General features: G+C 53.7%; 15 protein-coding genes and 1 tRNA gene. 11 read left to right on the forward strand and 5 right to left on the reverse strand.

Translation table 11 applies throughout. The features are described from left to right. Both IGQ16_RS04310 and IGQ16_RS04315 read left to right on the forward strand, forming a co-directional pair. Complete coding sequence (locus IGQ16_RS04310) at nucleotides 1-1,407, forward strand: histidine phosphatase family protein (RefSeq protein ID WP_297060377.1); 1,407 nt, start codon at nucleotides 1-3, stop codon at nucleotides 1,405-1,407. A 3-nt stretch (nucleotides 1,408-1,410) separates the two neighbouring features. Further along, nucleotides 1,411-2,700 carry a dihydroorotase gene (locus IGQ16_RS04315; RefSeq protein ID WP_297060379.1) on the forward strand — a complete coding sequence of 430 codons (1,290 nt, stop codon included), beginning with the start codon at nucleotides 1,411-1,413 and terminating at the stop codon, nucleotides 2,698-2,700. Here the strand turns inward: IGQ16_RS04315 and fumC are convergent. Further along, nucleotides 2,628-4,031 carry a class II fumarate hydratase gene (fumC, locus tag IGQ16_RS04320; protein WP_297060381.1) on the reverse strand — a complete coding sequence of 468 codons (1,404 nt, stop codon included), beginning with the start codon at nucleotides 4,029-4,031 and terminating at the stop codon, nucleotides 2,628-2,630. The genes IGQ16_RS04315 and fumC overlap by 73 nt on opposite strands. Nucleotides 4,032-4,454: 423 nt before the next feature. Here fumC and hisH point away from each other — a divergent pair, with 423 nt between their 5' ends. After that, entirely contained in the window at nucleotides 4,455-5,084 is a 630-nt protein-coding gene (gene hisH / locus IGQ16_RS04325; protein WP_024124594.1) for an imidazole glycerol phosphate synthase subunit HisH, read from the forward strand. A gap of 74 nt (nucleotides 5,085-5,158) precedes the next feature. Here the strand turns inward: hisH and IGQ16_RS04330 are convergent, their stop codons facing one another. Beyond that, on the reverse strand, nucleotides 5,159-6,463 hold the full coding sequence (locus tag IGQ16_RS04330; RefSeq protein ID WP_225871785.1) for a PrsW family glutamic-type intramembrane protease: 1,305 nt from the start codon (nucleotides 6,461-6,463) through the stop codon (nucleotides 5,159-5,161). Between the two features lie 225 nt (nucleotides 6,464-6,688). Here IGQ16_RS04330 and IGQ16_RS04335 point away from each other — a divergent pair. Next, a tRNA-Ala gene (locus tag IGQ16_RS04335) sits at nucleotides 6,689-6,761 on the forward strand. A gap of 424 nt (nucleotides 6,762-7,185) precedes the next feature. Here the strand turns inward: IGQ16_RS04335 and IGQ16_RS04340 are convergent. Together IGQ16_RS04340 and chlG are read right to left on the reverse strand one after the other, a co-directional pair. Then, on the reverse strand, nucleotides 7,186-8,121 hold the full coding sequence (locus tag IGQ16_RS04340; RefSeq protein WP_024124596.1) for an RluA family pseudouridine synthase: 936 nt from the start codon (nucleotides 8,119-8,121) through the stop codon (nucleotides 7,186-7,188). 9 nt (nucleotides 8,122-8,130) lie between these two features. Next, nucleotides 8,131-9,126 carry a chlorophyll synthase ChlG gene (gene chlG / locus IGQ16_RS04345; RefSeq protein WP_024124597.1) on the reverse strand — a complete coding sequence of 332 codons (996 nt, stop codon included), beginning with the start codon at nucleotides 9,124-9,126 and terminating at the stop codon, nucleotides 8,131-8,133. A gap of 205 nt (nucleotides 9,127-9,331) precedes the next feature. Between chlG and IGQ16_RS04350 the strand changes: the two genes are divergently transcribed. From IGQ16_RS04350 to IGQ16_RS04370, 5 genes are all read left to right on the forward strand, one after another. After that, nucleotides 9,332-12,265, forward strand: a complete 2,934-nt coding sequence (locus tag IGQ16_RS04350; RefSeq protein ID WP_297060384.1) for a CHASE2 domain-containing protein — start codon at nucleotides 9,332-9,334, stop codon at nucleotides 12,263-12,265. A gap of 139 nt (nucleotides 12,266-12,404) precedes the next feature. After that, nucleotides 12,405-12,659, forward strand: a complete 255-nt coding sequence (psbE, locus tag IGQ16_RS04355) for a cytochrome b559 subunit alpha (protein WP_024124599.1) — start codon at nucleotides 12,405-12,407, stop codon at nucleotides 12,657-12,659. Nucleotides 12,660-12,666: 7 nt separating this feature from the next. Continuing rightward, the gene (psbF, locus tag IGQ16_RS04360) at nucleotides 12,667-12,804 is read left to right on the forward strand and encodes a cytochrome b559 subunit beta (RefSeq protein WP_011057382.1); all 138 of its coding nucleotides are present in this window, start codon (nucleotides 12,667-12,669) and stop codon (nucleotides 12,802-12,804) included. Nucleotides 12,805-12,816: 12 nt separating this feature from the next. Next, a complete protein-coding gene (locus IGQ16_RS04365) occupies nucleotides 12,817-12,930 on the forward strand; it encodes a photosystem II reaction center protein L (protein WP_011057383.1) in 114 nt (37 codons plus the stop codon). 42 nt (nucleotides 12,931-12,972) lie between these two features. Next, complete coding sequence (locus IGQ16_RS04370; RefSeq protein WP_071823295.1) at nucleotides 12,973-13,092, forward strand: photosystem II reaction center protein J; 120 nt, start codon at nucleotides 12,973-12,975, stop codon at nucleotides 13,090-13,092. Here the strand turns inward: IGQ16_RS04370 and IGQ16_RS04375 are convergent. Next, the gene (locus IGQ16_RS04375) at nucleotides 13,089-13,985 is read right to left on the reverse strand and encodes a sugar ABC transporter permease (RefSeq protein ID WP_365970950.1); all 897 of its coding nucleotides are present in this window, start codon (nucleotides 13,983-13,985) and stop codon (nucleotides 13,089-13,091) included. The two genes, IGQ16_RS04370 and IGQ16_RS04375, sit on opposite strands and share 4 nt — an antisense overlap. A 74-nt stretch (nucleotides 13,986-14,059) precedes the next feature. Between IGQ16_RS04375 and IGQ16_RS04380 the strand changes: the two genes are divergently transcribed. Both IGQ16_RS04380 and purH read left to right on the forward strand, forming a co-directional pair. After that, nucleotides 14,060-15,094, forward strand: a complete 1,035-nt coding sequence (locus tag IGQ16_RS04380) for a ribose-phosphate pyrophosphokinase (RefSeq protein WP_051372882.1) — start codon at nucleotides 14,060-14,062, stop codon at nucleotides 15,092-15,094. Nucleotides 15,095-15,130: 36 nt separating this feature from the next. Next, on the forward strand, nucleotides 15,131-16,687 hold the full coding sequence (gene purH / locus IGQ16_RS04385; RefSeq protein ID WP_024124602.1) for a bifunctional phosphoribosylaminoimidazolecarboxamide formyltransferase/IMP cyclohydrolase: 1,557 nt from the start codon (nucleotides 15,131-15,133) through the stop codon (nucleotides 16,685-16,687). Nucleotide 16,688: the final 1 nt, after the last annotated feature.

The raw sequence follows: 16,688 nt of genomic DNA on the forward strand, positions 1-16,688 counted from the left end.
ATGGCACAGTGGGATGCCCAAGGTTGTTGTCTGTCAATCGCTAAGGAGAAACCTCTGAGTACCCGAGTCATTATTGTCCGCCACGGTGAAAGCACGTTTAATGTCCAAGAGCGAGTGCAAGGTCACAGTGATGCCTCTGCACTCACGGAGCGCGGTCGTTGGATGGCGGCCCAAGTGGGTCTAGCGCTGCGGGGTATTCCCATTCGCAAAATTTACACCAGTCCCCTGAAACGGGCAAAGGAAACCGCAGAGGTCATCCATGCTCAGCTCCAAAACACCGAACTCAAGCCACCCCATTCCCTTGATCTGCTCAAAGAGATTGCGCTGCCAGCTTGGGAAGATCTCCCCTTTGCCGAAGTGAAGGCTCGGTTTCCAGAGGACTATCGCCGCTGGCAGGAAGCCCCAGACACTTTGATGATGAAAATCACCACAGACAGTGGCCAAACCAAGGAGTTTTTCCCCCTACTGGATCTCTACGATCGCGCGGGCATGGTCTTGGAAAGGCTGCTAGCGGCTCACGCCAATGAAACGATTGTCATTGTGGGGCATAGTGGCATGAACCGTGCCTTGATCTGCACGGGCCTCGGCTTGGGGGTCAAGGGTTACCTGCGGCTGCAGCAGGCCAATGGTGGCATTAGTGTCTTAAATTTCAGCAACGGCTTGCGGCAACCCGCTCAACTGGAAGCTCTCAATCTCACTAGCCATCTCAATGATCCCTTTCCACAGCCCCGCTTCAAGGAGCAAACGCTGCGGGTCTTTCTTGTCCGCCACGGTGAAACGGACTGGAACCGTGCAGGACGCTTCCAAGGGCAAATGGATGTGCCCCTCAATGAAAATGGCCGTGCCCAAGCGGCGGCAGTGGCTGAGTTTCTCAAGGATGTCCCCTTCCACCATGCCTTGAGTAGTCCACTCCTGCGTCCCAAGGATACGGCCTTGGCAATTTTGCAGTACCACCCCAATGTGCAGCTGGAGTTAGAGCCAGCCCTTGCAGAGATTAGCCATGGGGACTGGGAGGGCAAGTTTGAACCCGAGGTGGAGGCGGCCTACCCGGGTGAACTGGAACGTTGGCGGACCACCCCTGCCCTTGTACAAATGCCCAATGGCGAAAACCTCGAACAGGTGCGCGATCGCGTGGTCAAGGCCTGGGAACTCTGGCTGCAGCGCTGGAAAACCAATGCTCCCACCCCCCACAATGTCTTGGTCGTGGCCCACGATGCCACCAATAAGGTCTTGCTCTGCCACATTGTTGGTCTTGGCATTGAAAACTTCTGGCTCTTTAAGCAGGGAAATGGCAGCGTCACGGTGATTGACTATCCCCTCAAGGGAGGTCTGCCGCGCTTGCAGGCAGTGAATATCACCACCCATTTGGGAGGGGTACTGGATCGGACGGCGGCGGGAGCGCTGTAGGGGATGGTGTGGCGATTGTTGCAACAGGTGCGGCTGCTGGATCCCGTCAACCGCCAAGACCAACGCGCGGATGTGCTGCTAGAAGAGGATCAACTGGTGGCGATCGCCCCCGCAGCGGTTCCCCCGGATGCCGAAGTTATTGATGCCTCAGACTGGGTTTTGGCACCGCCTCTGGTGGATCTCTACAGCCACAGTGGTCAACCGGGCTACGAGGCACGAGAAACCCTAGATAGCCTTTTGGCCGCCGCTGCTGCCGGGGGGGTGCAGTATTTAAACCTATTGCCCACCACGGAACCTGTGATTGATGATCCTGCCCTTTGGCAAGCACTACAACGGCAGATACCCCCCACCGCTTGGCCACAGGTACGGGTTTGGGGCGCACTCACCCAAGGATGCAAGGGAGCCGCCCTAACGAATTTAGCTGAACTGGCGGCCAGTGGTGTGGTTGGTTTTTGTGATGACCGCGGCTTGACCCATTGGCCCTTAGTACAGCGGGCACTAACCTATGTCCAGCCCCTGGGAAAACCCGTTGCCCTTTGGCCCTTTGATTCGGCCTTGGCGGCGAAGGGTGTGGCGCGGCAAAGTGGGGTTGCCACGCGTTTAGGCTTGGCGGAGCAACTGGTCTGCTGTGAAACCATTCCGCTATTGGCGATTTTGGAATTGGCACGCACGGTCTCAACGCCGATTCACCTAATGCGCCTGTCAACCGCTCGCAGTGTCGAGATTCTCGCTAAGGACAAACCCGAACAGGTGAGTGCCAGTGTGTGTTGGTTGCATCTACTTTTTGAGGTTGAGGACTTAGCCAACTACGATCCGAATCTCCGCCTTGACCCACCCCTAGGAACGGCCAGCGATCGCCAAGCGTTGATTGAAGGCATCAAAACGGGAATCATTGAGGCGATCGCCATTGACCACACCCCCCTGCTCTACGAAGAAAAAATGGTTTCCTTTGCCGAGGCACTCCCCGGCGCCATTGGCCTTGAATTAGCCCTACCGGCTCTGTGGCAGGAACTGGTTGCCAAGGAGTACGTGAGCGCCCTGCAGCTTTGGCACGCCCTCAGCACGGCACCGGCGCGTATTTTGGGCATGGAGCCACCCCGCCTAGAACCCCACAGTCGCAACTTTGTTCTCTTTGATTCCAGCGTTACTTGGACAGTCACGCCCCAAAGCCTGCGATCGCGCGCTCGCAACACCCCTTTTTGGCAACAATCCCTGCGGGGTCAACTGGTGCCCTTTTCGCCAAGCATCCGCTCTGGTCGTACCCACCGGTCAAACTCCTCAGCAGTGAGATAGCCCAATTCCACAGCCGCTTCCTTAAGGGTTTTACCCTCACTGTAGGCCTTTTTCGCGACTGCTGCCGCCTTGTCATAGCCTATGTGGGGATTGAGAGCCGTCACCAACATCAGCGATCGCTCCACATAGGTTTGAATTTGCTGCCGATTTGGCTCAACTCCCACCAAGCAATGGTCGGTAAACGATTGAACCGCATCACTCAGGAGGGCAATAGATTGCAGCACATTGTGAATGATCAAGGGCTTATAGACATTTAACTCAAAATTTCCTTGGCTGCCCGCTATCCCCACCGCTGCATCGTTGCCCATGACCTGAACGCACACCATCGTCAAGGCTTCGCATTGGGTGGGGTTCACCTTGCCGGGCATAATCGATGACCCCGGTTCATTGGCAGGTAACGTCAATTCCCCCAGACCACAGCGCGGTCCCGAGCCCAACCAACGAATATCGTTGGCTATTTTCATCAGTGCGGCAGCCAGGGTTTTGAGAGTACCACTGAGCATCACGAGGGGATCATGGGCTGCCAAGGCGGCAAAGGGATTTTCAGCTTTGCGAAAGGGATACCCCGTCATTTGGGCTAATTCTGCTGCCACGCGATCGCCAAAACCAGCGGGTGCATTCAACCCCGTCCCTACTGCTGTAGCGCCAATGGCAAGGGGATACAGATGCTGCAGGGCATATTCAATATGGGCTTGACCGGCCGCAATTTGACTGGCGTAACCAGTGAATTCCTGACCTAGGGTCAAGGGGACGGCATCCATTAAATGGGTACGGCCAATTTTGATAATCTCCGCAAAGGCAGCTGCCTTTTCCTGCAATACCGTCAAGAGATGGCGCAGCGTTGGCAGCAGGCGCTCCTGCAGGGCAAGGACTGTGGCAACATGCATGGCCGTGGGAAAGGTGTCATTGGAGGACTGGCTACAGTTCACATGATCGTTGGGATGGATGGGGCTTTTGCTCCCCTTCACTCCTCCCGCCAGCTCAATGGCACGGTTGGCAATTACCTCATTGACATTCATATTCGTTTGAGTGCCGCTACCCGTCTGCCAGATGGAGAGGGGAAACTGATCATCCCACTGTCCTGCAATGACTTCATCGGCGGCTTGAATAATCCATTTGGCTTTCTCAGGGTCTAAAACCCCCAAATCACGGTTGGCGATCGCCGCCGCCCTCTTGAGCCGTGCCATGGCATGGATCACCTCTAGGGGCATGGGCTGACTGCCAATGGCAAAGTACTTGAGGGAACGTGCCGTCTGAGCCCCCCAATAGCAATCCGCAGGCACCTCAACGGCACCGAGGGAATCGTATTCTAGGCGAGTTTCAGTTGTCATGCAGAACGATTCAACCAATCATTACAATCATTAATAGAGAATTATCCCAACTCACTGCCCATTCCTTCCTTGCGTGCCCCTTAAAGGACTTCATGGCTGACACCATGGTGCTTAAGACTGGCATATAGATAATTACAGATAATACAGACAATGTGGCGTTCCTCTCTAAAGGCTCTAGATTGCTGGGCAATCCTTGCCCAATATAAGCTGGCACAGACGGTTGATACTCTGACAAGCGAAGTAGGGGATCAACCGGTTTTAAGTCCTCAATCACCTCCTCAGGCATCGGAGGGGGAATTGTTCTCAGCGGAGGGCTCTTGCTTAGGCACTTTTGAGCACTTCAGGGTCCATAGTACAGCCCTTTTCAGGCGGTGGTGAACACCCCTGTAGAATTAGGTAGGGTTAATTTTGGGGGAATCTCCTGTGAGCGCACCAGCGATCGCCATCATTGACTACGATATGGGAAATTTGCACTCCGTCAGCAAAGCCCTTGAGGTCGTCGGCGCCAGCCCTCTCATTAGCGATCGCCCCTCGGAGATTTTCGCAGCGGATGCGGTGGTGCTTCCCGGCGTTGGTGCCTTTGATCCCGCCATGGCTCAGCTTCAAGAGCGAGAACTGGTGCCCGTCATTGAGCAGATCATTGCGCAGGGAATGCCCTTTTTGGGGATTTGCCTTGGTCTCCAAGTGCTCTTTGAATGTAGTGAAGAGGGAACAGAACCTGGCCTTGGTATTTTTGCAGGCAAAGTCAAACGCTTTCAGTCTGAACCCGGCCTCACAATCCCCCACATGGGCTGGAACCAACTGACCTTGACGCAATCCGCCTCTCCCCTTTGGCAACATCTACCACCGAGCCCTTGGGTCTATTTTGTCCACTCCTACTTTGTTGCCCCTGAGGATCCTTCATTAGTGGCGGCAACGGTGTGCCATGGTCGGCAAACGGTAACGGCAGCGATCGCCCGCAACAATCTATTTGCTTGTCAATTTCACCCCGAAAAGTCCGGTGCGGTGGGTCTGCAATTACTGCGCAACTTTGTTGCCTTGGCCAAAGATTGATAGCTAAGCTCTTGAGTCTTAAATCGATTGACGCCATTGAATTGACTCCATTGAAGCAGTGACAGCCAGTTGGCCTAACGGTACCCATAAAAGCGGGTGGCAAAGTTTTGCGATCGGGTAGGGGACAGTTGACGTGCTTTCAAAATAGCAGCGGTGAGAAAGACATAGGCGACAATCCCCACCACTGCCAAACCCATCGGACCAAAACGGGCAGCAGCCGTATTCCAAAGGGCGTGGAGGCCGGCGGCAAAACCAAGGCCAACGGTTAAAATCAAGGCAGCGCGACGGGGTCGCAAGACACTCAGCCCCACACAATAGCCTAAATAGCCCGTATAGGCCATATGTCCCGTCAATGAACCTAACACCCGCGGAATGAGCACTTGCAGACCGGCTAAATTACCAAATTGACCTGCAATACTGGGGACGTACTGCCCAAGGGTTTCTGTCCACGTAAAACCGAGGCCAGCAGCCGCTCCCAAAAGAATGCCATCTAGGGGTTCCCATACGCCCACCTTTTGTTTCCACGGACTAGGGAGCCATCGCCCCACCCCATAGGCCACGCCAATTGGTAAGGCCTTGAGTAGCTCTTCCATTAATCCGGCACCAATGAAGTTACGGCTGAATAACACCCAAAATGAAGGATGGGGCGGATGCAGTTGGCCGGGTAAGACGGTGCGGAAAAGATAGATCATGACTGGCAAAATCGGGCTTTGGAGAATCAAAATTTCCAGCGTCAAGGTGCCTAGTAAAACCCATATCGGTTTGGGTTTGCCACAGAGTTGATAGATGAAGTAATAGGCAGCACTCCCTAAGTAGAGCGCCAAGATGACTTTGAAGGCATCGGGGGAGCCGGCAGTGGCAAAGAGTAGGATGACCGCAATAACAGTAACCATCCCCGGTACCAGATAGGCTTTGCGTACCCAGTCGGGATGAATCGCAAAAATAGGCAGGAGTTGGGTGAGGGTGAGGGGTTGATCGGGCTGGGTGCTCACGACTTCGGTCAGGGGTAGGTATTCGAGGACAAATTCGGGTCCTTGGCGTCCTAATTGAATGCGATCGCCCGCATTGAGCACAGTTAAGGTTTCCACCCGCTGTTGATTGACATAGGTACCATTGACACTCCCCAGGTCAGCGATCGCCCACACGGGAATCGCGCCCCGCTTTTGACAGGTGAATTGGGCATGGTGGCGAGAAACAGAGGTATAGATGTGAGCGTCAAGGACAATATGACAAGTATCGGGATCGCGGCCAATGATCGTCACATCCTCTTGGGAGAGCCAAAACTGCCCTCTTTCAGGGGAGACTTGTCGCAGCACACCCGCATACTTCAGGGTTGGATTGAGGGGAGAGCGATCGCAATTCATTAGTACCCGTGTCAACTGCAAGGGGACGATGAGAATCCCAAAGTCCTACCTGCTTAGCACTCACACCCACTATACACTGGCCGCTTGATACTTCCTTATGATCGGGCTTTGATCGGGAGGGCGATCGCACCAGCACAGGGAACGGGAAAACTGGGGTAGCGCTTTTGAGTAGAGGTTTGCTTTATAACTAGGAGTTGACAAAGGTCAGTACTTTGGGTGATGATAAAGTTCTGCTGATTCGGGGCTATAGCTCAGTTGGTAGAGCACTTCAATGGCATTGAAGGGGTCAGCGGTTCGAATCCGCTTAGCTCCATCGAAATGAGTAAAGTTTCTTGTTTTTTCTCATTGCCCCCTAGGCACAGTCATTCAGCAGACTTTCGCTACTGTCGTCAAAGGATGAATGCGTAGCCCCCAATTTGAACTCAACCAAGTCTTGGAAACTATCCAAGGCATGCAGGCTGCTATTCAGACAATTCACAAAAGCTAGACATGCCACCGCGAACGAGCGCTTTCAATACCTTAAAAATTGATGCTCCCAAGTCAAAGCTAAAGCAGCCAATTAAGGTCGTGGAAGCTCAATGGGGACAGCCCATTGACACCCTTAAGTCACATTGCAGGACATCTCTAAACAGCACACAGGAACTGCTCCGCGGCCATGGGGCTTTCTTGTTGGACTATTGGTAGCCACTGGTAGCCACAGTGGGCTTGTTGGCAAGGCTTTTGATATTGGACTTGCCTCAACCTTGATTGAGGGCTTGCTGGCGCAATATTCGCAGTAGTTTTTCTAAATGCCCTGGGAGAGGAGCGATCGCCACAATCTCTTCGCCACTCCGGGGATGCTGCAATTGTAAGCGATAGGCATGGAGAGCTTGGCCGGGAAGCTTCACTTTTAGGGGGCTGCCGCGGCCATAGAGGGGATCCCCCAACAGCGGCCAACCTAAATGGGCCGCATGGACGCGGATTTGATGGGTGCGCCCCGTTTCTAGGCGAAACTCCACAAGCGCACAGTGGCGAAAGCGCTCCTTCACGTACCAGTGGGTAATGGCAGTGCGGCCTTTTTCAGGGGGCACTACCGCCATCTTTTTGCGATCCACCGGGTGACGACCCATGGGCGTCATGATGGTTCCACTGTCCTCGGGGGGTTGGCCATAGACAACACCAAGGTAGTGGCGCTGCATTTGCCGCGTTTTCAATTGCTGTTGCAAATGGTGTAGGGCAAACGCTGTTTTGGCGACAACCATCACCCCAGAGGTGTCTTTGTCTAGGCGATGCACAATCCCTGGTCGCTGGACACCACCAATGCCCGTCAAATCAGGACAATGAGCTAATAAGCCGTGAACTAGCGTGCCGTGGCTATGACCGGGGGCAGGATGCACCACTAAATCCACGGGTTTATTGAGAATCAGTAACTCCTCATCCTCGTAGAGAATACTCAGGGGCAGGGGTTCAGGGACTAGATCCAATGGCTCTGGCGTAGGGAGCACCACCTCCAGTACCTCACCACCACTGAGGGGCTGATTTTTGCGATCGCAAACTTGACCATTGAGGCGTACGTGGCCCCGTTGGATTAACTGCTGCCAGCGCGATCGCGAGAACTCAGGATGCTGTTGGGCAAGGAACGCATCGAGGCGATCGCCCCCCTTTTCGACCCTGAAGGTTAGCGATGTCGTCATGCCCCCCAACTACACCAGCGTATGCCCAAGGGCTAAACCCACCACTAGCATCCCTAAAACCAGAAAGGGTTGAGCACTGGCTTGGTACTTCACATCGTTTTTTAGGGGATCCCGCAGGAAGTACATATCCTGAAAGACAATTTGGGGAATAATCAGCAAAATCAGCAGCACAGCATAAAGATTGGCATGGATCGCCATCAGGTAGCCCGCAATCCCCAACTGGAAAACGTCAATCATCAGGACGCAGATCCAAGCTGCCGTGGTAATACCAAACATCACAGGCAGAGACGCCAAACCCAGTTGGCGATCGCCCTCGACGCTTTTGAAGTCATTGACAATGGCAATCCCCAAGCCCGCCAGACTGTAAATCAAGGTCAAGATCACAATTGTTGGCGTCAATTCACCAAAAAGGGCGTGACCTGCCCACCACGGTAGGGCCATGTAGCTTGCTCCGAGGGCATAATTTCCCAACCAACCATTCTTTTTTAGTTTCAGGGGCGGTGCAGAGTAAATATAGGCCAAAAAGCCCCCCAGCAAGGCAATTTTGGTCACGGGGAACGTGGGATGGTCAGCCCATAGATCGAGTAGAACCGCTACAGCCAAACCCGCAACAACAAGGAAAATAATCTGCGCCCGCACTTGATTCAGGGAAATGGCTCCCGAAGGAATGGGACGGTAAGGTTCATTGATCGCATCAATCTCGCGATCGTAGTAATCGTTGAGCGTTTGCGTATAGCCAGCCATCAAAGGCCCCGACAGGAACATACAGGTGGCTGCCTTGAGAATATCCTCCAGACTCCATGTAAATCCCCCCGAGGAGGCTGCACCACACACCACCCCCCAAATCAGGGGAATCCATGTAATTGGCTTCATTAATTGCAGGCGAATTTTCCAGATATTGGTCTCACCGCTTTTGGCACCCTTCATGCCCAGCAGTTGACGTGCCGCTGCTGTTGTACTTTCTGAAGAGGTTGGAGTCGTCGTTGAATCGGGGGTTTCCGTCATAGCGCTTGTTGTGCTCAGCAATCACCTCAATGATTATAGTCGTTTCACTTTCCTCCACCTAGGGGGATATTGTTTGCCTCTGGCGTGGGCAGGATGTTAAGAGTTGCCCTCCTCAATTTGCCGATCGCCCGTGGTGTAGGTCAGGATAGAAGCGAAACTGCTTTTAGGATCTTGCAGCGTCAGCGGAACAGTTCCAAGTTGTGCTATGACCCCTGTATCCATCCCTAATCATCTTAAACGTGCTTTACCGGCGGTTATTGCAACAGCAATTGCCACGCTGGGTGTCCTTGCCCTGCGGGTGGGTGGCTTCCTGCAACCCTTGGAATTAAAAGTCTATGACCAATGGCTGCGCTGGCGATCGACACCCGCCACCTCCCAGCGACTCCTGATTGTTGAGATTACCGAGGCAGACATTCAAGCCCTCAAGCAGTACCCAATTCCTGACGAAGTGCTCATTCAAGCTATCAATGAATTGCAGGAGTACCAACCTAGGGTCATTGGCATTGATATTTTTCGCGATTTTCCGGTTCCTGATCGCTTCAAATTGCCGACCGATGGGCTGCCCTCCCTCGGACGGATGATGATAACCCAACCCAACACCGTCATTGTCTGTAAAGTGGGAAGCAAAGCGGCTCCCGGCATTTCCCCCCCCGCTGGACTGCTGAATGATCAGGTGGGGTTTGCTGATATTCCCATTGATGATGATGGGGTGGTGCGCCGTGCTGTTTTAGCCACTCAACCAGAAGCTAGTGATCGCTGTTCTACCCCTCAATCCTTTGCCCTTGCCTTGGCGCGTCTTTTTCTGGGGGTTAATCCCCAATCCGTTACTCAAAACCGCCTTGACTTGGGAACCGCTCGCTTTCAGGCCTTAACCAGCAACTGGGGGGGCTACAACAACCTAGACGCCACCGGCTTTCAAATCCTGATCAACTATGCCCACCCAACCCAGCCCTATGAAACAGTCACCCTGAGCGAAGTGCTCAAGGGTCAAGTGCTGCCCTCCAAGGTGCGCGATCGCGCCGTCCTCATTGGCGTCACTGGCAGCAGCAGTAACGATAAATTTTTGATTCCAATTGCCCTGCTAGGGCAAACCAACCGCCTTACTCCCGGTGTTGTGGTTCAAGCAGCCATCCTTGAAGATTTGCTAGCAGCGGCTCTCGATAATCGCTCCCCCATTGGTACATGGCCACAGGCGGCGATCGCCCTTTGGATTCTCGCTTGGTCTGGCCTCGGTGCCCTGATTATTGCCAAGGGACACCGCTGGGTAATTGTGCCGCTATTGGTTGCTGGGGGACTGGGTCTAAGTGGTCTCACCTTTGTGCTCTTTTTACAGGGGAGTTGGATTCCGCTGGTGGCTCCTCTCGTTAGCTTTGGCAGTGCAGCGATTTTGATGCTTGGCTATCGCGCTTTGGGTCCTGCTGAATCAATCTCTACGCCAACGGCTGTCTCCAGTAGCCCCCTAGGAACTCCCTTGGAGTTAATCACTGGAGACATGGGTCAATTCACTCCACCTGAATCAGCCCCCCTTTCGCAAATTCCCGCAGTCTCCCCAACGGCAGTTTCTCGCCTCGAGACGGATACCAAGGCAACGGTGGTGCAACCGGAAACGGCAATTTCCTTGACCCCCATTGAACCCACCCCGCCCCCTGGGGATCAATCCCCCACAGCGCCGACTCTCCTCACCGCCGTCGCGGATCAAACTTCGCCCACAGAAAGTCGTCAGACACCACCACAACCTATTGCCGAGAGGGAAACCTTCTTAGTGGTTTACCCTGATGACGGTGTAACTTCCGCCACCAAATTACCAGAAACCCCTGAACCGACCCCTGTAGATCTTCCTGAAACCCTGGTGGGGGTTCCTGCCCCGCAGCCAACCGCTCCCTCAGCGATACCCCTAACACTGCCCCCTGATTTACCAGAAACCCAACTGCCGGTTCCCGAAGCCTTGAGAACAATGCCGCCGACCCCTAGCGTCCCCAGTGTTGATTTGCCTGAAACACCACTGACGCCACCAGAACCACTGACCACCCCAGAACTGACCTCGACACCATCCACCCCATTCACCACCAGGGTGGACTTGCCTGAAACCCAATTGTCAACCCCAGATGCCCCTAGGGGAGAGCGGTCGGAAAGAGAGCCATCTAACCCTGACCTCTTGACCTCGATGCCTGCGGAGCCCACCCCGCTTTCAGGGATGATTCCCCCCAGGACAGTCCCCTCCCCTCCACCCCCAACCACAGAAACGCAAGAAACGCAAACACCGACTGGCACCGAGCCCAAAACCACCGCCATTTCTGACATCGCCACAGAACCCAGTGAACCGCTGCCACAAACGGTTGGCGGACGCTACCGAGTCCTGAGTCAACTGGGGCAAGGTGGATTTGGCCGCACGTTCTTGGCTGCGGATTTACACCTGCCGGATCATCCGATTTGCGTCGTCAAGCAGTTGGTGCCCTCCCGTAAGGATGAACGCTTTTTGGCCATTGCCCGTCGCCTCTTTCAGCGGGAAGCAGAAACCTTAGCCCAATTGGGTGAGCACCAGCGCATCCCTCGATTACTGGCCTACTTTGAGGAGGGGGGATATTTCTATCTCACCCAAGAGTATGTGGATGGCGAATCCCTCAAAGAGGAGTTTGAAAAGAAAGTTACTCTCTCCCAAGGGGAAGCGGTTGTGATTCTCAAGAGTATTCTGGAAATTTTGCAGTACGTGCATCAGTTTGGCGTCGTGCATCGGGATATTAAGCCCGCCAACATCATACGCCGCCGCAGTGATCAACAGCTGTTTTTGATTGACTTTGGCGCAGTCCGCCATGTCCAGCCAGAGGATCTGCTCCAGCATGGCAAATATACGATCTCGATTGGTACCCGTGGTTATGCGCCTAGCGAGCAAATGGCAGGACGCCCCGTGATTGCCAGTGATATTTACTCTTTGGGCATGGTAATTGTTGAAGGTCTGACGGGCCTCGCTCCGATGGATTTACCCTCTGATCCCCACAGTGGTGATATTGTCTGGCAGCCGGGACGGCATCTTTCGCCGCAGTTTGTTGCCATTATCAATAAAATGATCAAGTATAACTTTCGCGATCGCTACCAGAGTGCTGTGGAAGTGCTCACTGACCTCGCCAAAGCTGGTTTATAGCCTCAAAGATGGTATGTTCTTGCCTGAGGGAACAGGTGTGGGCTTCCGATGGCCAAAGCTCAATCCTTGTGAAAAAAGGCTGTATGATAGAAAGTAGCGTTTCCTTTTTTAACATTAGACACTTTGGAGGCATCGCAACGTGGCTGGAACGACAGGAGAACGACCATTTTCCGACATTATTACCAGTGTCCGTTATTGGGTGATTCATAGCATCACCATTCCGGCGTTGTTCATTGCTGGCTGGCTCTTTGTCAGCACCGGTTTGGCCTATGATGTGTTTGGCACACCACGCCCCGATAGCTACTATGCTCAGGAACAGCGGTCGATTCCTCTGGTGACCGATCGCTTTGAAGCCAAACAACAAGTCGAAACCTTCTTAGAAGAGTTGAAGTAGGATTGCCATGACCAGTAACACACCCAATCAAGAACCCGTTTCTTACCCAATTTTTACGGTCCGCTGGGTGGCCGTTCACACTCTCGCTGTGCCCACGATTTTCTTCCTCGGGGCGATCGCGGCAATGCAGTTTATCCAACGTTAGGAGGGTGCACCCATGGAACCGAATCCCAATCGTCAGCCGGTCGAACTGAATCGCACCTCCCTGTACCTAGGGTTGCTGCTGATCTTGGTTCTTGCGTTGCTCTTTTCAAGCTACTTCTTTAACTAAATTTCTGCATCTATAACTGAATCTGCTTAGGAGGAATTGATGATGTCTGAAGGCGGACGCATTCCCCTCTGGATTGTGGCTACAGTGGCCGGCATGGGAGTGATTGTGATTGTGGGGCTGTTCTTCTACGGTGCTTACGCTGGTCTGGGCTCCTCTCTCTAGAGATTGGGGTCTTGACGCGTGCGCAATTGTAGCCACAGGAGTCCAAGGGTAACCCCCAAAAGCAGCGTTGCTGCAGCAGCCGCATAGCCAAAGTCAAATAATGCAAACGCCTGTTGGTAAATATAAAATACCAGCAGGTTTGTTGTATCCAGGGGGCCGCCACCCGTTACCACATAGACCTGCTCAAAACTGCGTAACGTGAAAATCGTTGTTGTTACAAACACTAGAACTAAAGTGGGTCGCAGCCCCGGCAGCGTAATGTGGCGAAATTGTTGCCAAGCATTGGCACCATCGAGAAGTGCGGCTTCATAGCGATCGCGGGGAATCGTTTGCAGCCCCGCCAAAAAGACAACCAAATTAAATCCCAACTGCTTCCAGCTACTGAGCAAAATCAGCACTGGCATTGCCCAGGTCGGATCACTGAGCCAAGCAATCGGTTGCCCCCCGAAGGTTTGTACCAGTTGATTCACGGGGCCGTCGGTTTGAAACAGCCACCGAAACCCTAGGCCTGCGGCCACAATTGAGGTCATAGTGGGTAAAAAGTAGGCCGTACGGAGCCAATCCCGTCCCTTGATCCCTTGGTTGAGACCCACCGCCAAGAATAAGGGCAGCACCATCGTCGGTAGCACCGTTGCCACTGTGAAATAGAGAGTATTGCCAATCACCTGCCAAAAGTCTGGACTGAGGAGTAACTGTTGATAATTGTGCAGGCCAACCCAACGCGCCCCCTCTTGACTAAAACCACCCGTCGTAAAACTGAGATAGACAAGGTACAAAATTGGCAAAAAAACAAAAATTGTCAGAAACAAAAGTGCAGGTAGAAGGAATAACCAAGCTACCCCGGTTGATGACAAAAAAACATTCCCCAATCGTAGGAATTGCGATCGCGCCATTAGCAAAGATGATGACCTCAAAATTTCGTCTGGCTATAAATTCAATCCTAGGGGAGTGGCGCCCGAAATTGGAAATGATAAGATCAAAATCAAAACGCACGCCAGCTTGGGGAGATGCTGTGATTCACACTGCGCCATTGCCCACGACTAGCCCCTCTCACATTTCTGACCATAGTCGTCTAAAGCTGTTTTCGGGTTCTGCCAACATTGCCCTTGCTCAGGAAATTGCCTGCTACCTTGGTATTGATCTCGGCCCAATGGTGCGTAAGCGATTTGCCGATGGCGAGCTGTATGTGCAGATTCAAGAGTCGATTCGCGGTTGTGATGTCTACCTGATTCAGCCCTGTTGCCGACCTGTCAATGACCACCTGATGGAATTGCTGATCATGGTGGATGCCTGCCGCCGCGCCTCAGCTCGTCAAGTGACTGCAGTGATTCCCTACTATGGCTATGCCCGTGCCGATCGCAAGACAGCAGGCCGCGAATCCATTACCGCCAAACTAGTGGCCAACCTGATTACCCAAGCAGGTGCCAGTCGTGTCTTGGCTATGGACCTGCACTCAGCCCAAATTCAAGGCTACTTCGACATTCCCGTGGATCACGTCTATGGTTCACCCGTGCTCCTTGACTACCTGCGCAGCAAAAATCTAGAGGATATTGTGGTGGTCTCACCGGATGTGGGTGGAGTAGCGCGGGCCCGTGCCTTTGCCAATAAGCTTGATGATGCGCCCCTAGCGATTATTGATAAGCGCCGCCAAGCCCACAATGTGGCCGAGGTGATGAATGTGGTGGGTGATGTTAAGGGCAAAACAGCGGTACTCGTGGATGACATGATTGATACAGCCGGCACCATTTTAGAGGGGGCGCGACTCCTACGCCGCGAAGGTGCCAAAGAAGTCTATGCCTGTGCCACCCATGCCGTCTTTTCGCCACCGGCGATTGAGCGGCTCCAAGGGGGCGATTTTGAAGAGGTGATTGTGACCAATACGATCCCTGTGCCGGAAACGCAACGCTTTCCCCAGCTCACGGTGCTCTCGGTGGCTAGTATTCTTGGAGAAACCATTTGGCGGATCCATGAAGATAGCTCTGTGAGCAGCATGTTCCGCTAAAATAGGGGTTCTTGGTCGCCGAGGAGGATTGCAGGCATGGGGCGAATTGCCTTGCTCAGCACCAGTAATAAGCAGGGACTGGTGGAGTTGGCTACGGCCTTGGTGCAGGAGTTTGGCTTTACGCTCCTGAGTAGTGGTGGCACCGCAAAGACCTTGCAGGCGGCGGGGATTCCTGTGACAACAGTCTCTGAGTACACAGGGGCACCAGAAATTCTTGGTGGACGGGTCAAGACCCTGCACCCGAAAATCCATGGCGGCATTTTGGCACGGCGCGATCGCCCCCAAGACGAGGCCGATCTGCAAGCCCAAGCCATTCATCCCATTGATTTAGTGGTTGTTAACCTCTACCCCTTTGCCGAAACAATTGCCCAACCCAACGTCACCCTTGCCGAGGCCATCGAGCAAATTGATATTGGTGGGCCGACGCTGATTCGCGCTGCCGCGAAAAACCATGCCCATGTGACAGTGTTGGTAGATCCCAGTCAGTATGAAACTTACCTTCAGGAATTACGATTATACGGGGAAGCCCAACCTGCCTTCCGCCTAGCCTGTGCCCAACAAGCGTTTGCTCTAACAGCCAGTTACGATCAGGCGATCGCTGAGTATCTTCAAGAAATAACGTCCGCCGGTACGGAACCAGACATTCTCCCCCCCGTTTTTCACCTCACCGGACGGCAAAAACAAGTCCTGCGCTATGGCGAAAACCCCCATCAACGGGCTTCTTGGTACATCCGTGGGGCACACCCCAGGGGTTGGGCCGCTGCCCACCTGCTCCAGGGAAAAGAACTCAGTTACAATAACCTGCTAGATTTAGAAGCCGCACGGGCAGTGATCAGTGAATTCCTAGGGGACAGTGCCCCCGCTGCCGTCATTATTAAACACACCAATCCCTGTGGCGTCGCTGAAGGCAAAACCCTAGTGGAAGCCTATGAACGGGCCTTTGCAGCCGATAGTGTCTCTGCCTTTGGCGGTATTGTTGCCCTAAATCGCCCCTTGGATGTGGCCACTGCTGAAGCCTTAACCCGTACTTTTTTAGAGTGTGTGGTGGCTCCCGCCTGTGAGGAAGCGGCACTGCCGATCCTGAAAACCAAGCCCAAGATGCGGGTTCTCACCTTACCTGAGTTGCATACTGCTCCGACTACGGCAATTCAAACTATTGCCGGCGGCTTTCTTGTCCAAGATATTCACCCCCTCCCCATTGATCCAGAGGCATGGCAGGTGGTCACAGCCACTGAACCCAGCCCAGAGTTGATGGCGGAACTGATCTTTGCCTGGAAAGTTGTGAAGCACGTCAAGTCCAATGCCATTGTTGTCAGTCGCGATCGCCAAACCCAAGGGATTGGGGCTGGTCAAATGAATCGGGTCGGTGCTGTGGAAATTGCCCTCAGTCATGCTGGTGAGGCGGCGCGGGGGGGAGTGCTGGCCAGTGATGGCTTCTTCCCTTTTGCCGATTCTGTGGAAGCGGCTGCCCTTGCCGGTATTGCTGCCATTATTCAACCGGGGGGCAGTCTGCGCGATAGTGAATCTATCGAAGCAGCTAATGCAGCGGGAATTGCTATGGTCTTTACCAACCGGCGACACTTCCGCCACTAGG

The sequence above is a fragment of the Thermosynechococcus sp. M3746_W2019_013 genome, assembly GCF_015296045.1.
Taxonomy (GTDB): Bacteria; Cyanobacteriota; Cyanobacteriia; order Thermosynechococcales; family Thermosynechococcaceae; genus Thermosynechococcus.

What these genes read in the sequence shown, in the direction of transcription:
- IGQ16_RS04310 (WP_297060377.1), top strand. Translation starts at nt 1, where the DNA reads ATGGCACAGTGGGATGCCCAAGGTTGTTGTCTGTCAATCGCTAAGGAG.
- IGQ16_RS04315 (WP_297060379.1), top strand. Translation starts at nt 1,411, where the DNA reads ATGGTGTGGCGATTGTTGCAACAGGTGCGGCTGCTGGATCCCGTCAAC.
- fumC (WP_297060381.1), bottom strand. Translation starts at nt 4,031, where the DNA reads ATGACAACTGAAACTCGCCTAGAATACGATTCCCTCGGTGCCGTTGAG.
- IGQ16_RS04340 (WP_024124596.1), bottom strand. Translation starts at nt 8,121, where the DNA reads ATGACGACATCGCTAACCTTCAGGGTCGAAAAGGGGGGCGATCGCCTC.
- chlG (WP_024124597.1), bottom strand. Translation starts at nt 9,126, where the DNA reads ATGACGGAAACCCCCGATTCAACGACGACTCCAACCTCTTCAGAAAGT.
- IGQ16_RS04350 (WP_297060384.1), top strand. Translation starts at nt 9,332, where the DNA reads ATGACCCCTGTATCCATCCCTAATCATCTTAAACGTGCTTTACCGGCG.
- psbF (WP_011057382.1), top strand. Translation starts at nt 12,667, where the DNA reads ATGACCAGTAACACACCCAATCAAGAACCCGTTTCTTACCCAATTTTT.
- IGQ16_RS04365 (WP_011057383.1), top strand. Translation starts at nt 12,817, where the DNA reads ATGGAACCGAATCCCAATCGTCAGCCGGTCGAACTGAATCGCACCTCC.
- IGQ16_RS04370 (WP_071823295.1), top strand. Translation starts at nt 12,973, where the DNA reads ATGTCTGAAGGCGGACGCATTCCCCTCTGGATTGTGGCTACAGTGGCC.
- IGQ16_RS04375 (WP_365970950.1), bottom strand. Translation starts at nt 13,985, where the DNA reads ATGGCGCGATCGCAATTCCTACGATTGGGGAATGTTTTTTTGTCATCA.
- IGQ16_RS04380 (WP_051372882.1), top strand. Translation starts at nt 14,060, where the DNA reads ATGATAAGATCAAAATCAAAACGCACGCCAGCTTGGGGAGATGCTGTG.
- purH (WP_024124602.1), top strand. Translation starts at nt 15,131, where the DNA reads ATGGGGCGAATTGCCTTGCTCAGCACCAGTAATAAGCAGGGACTGGTG.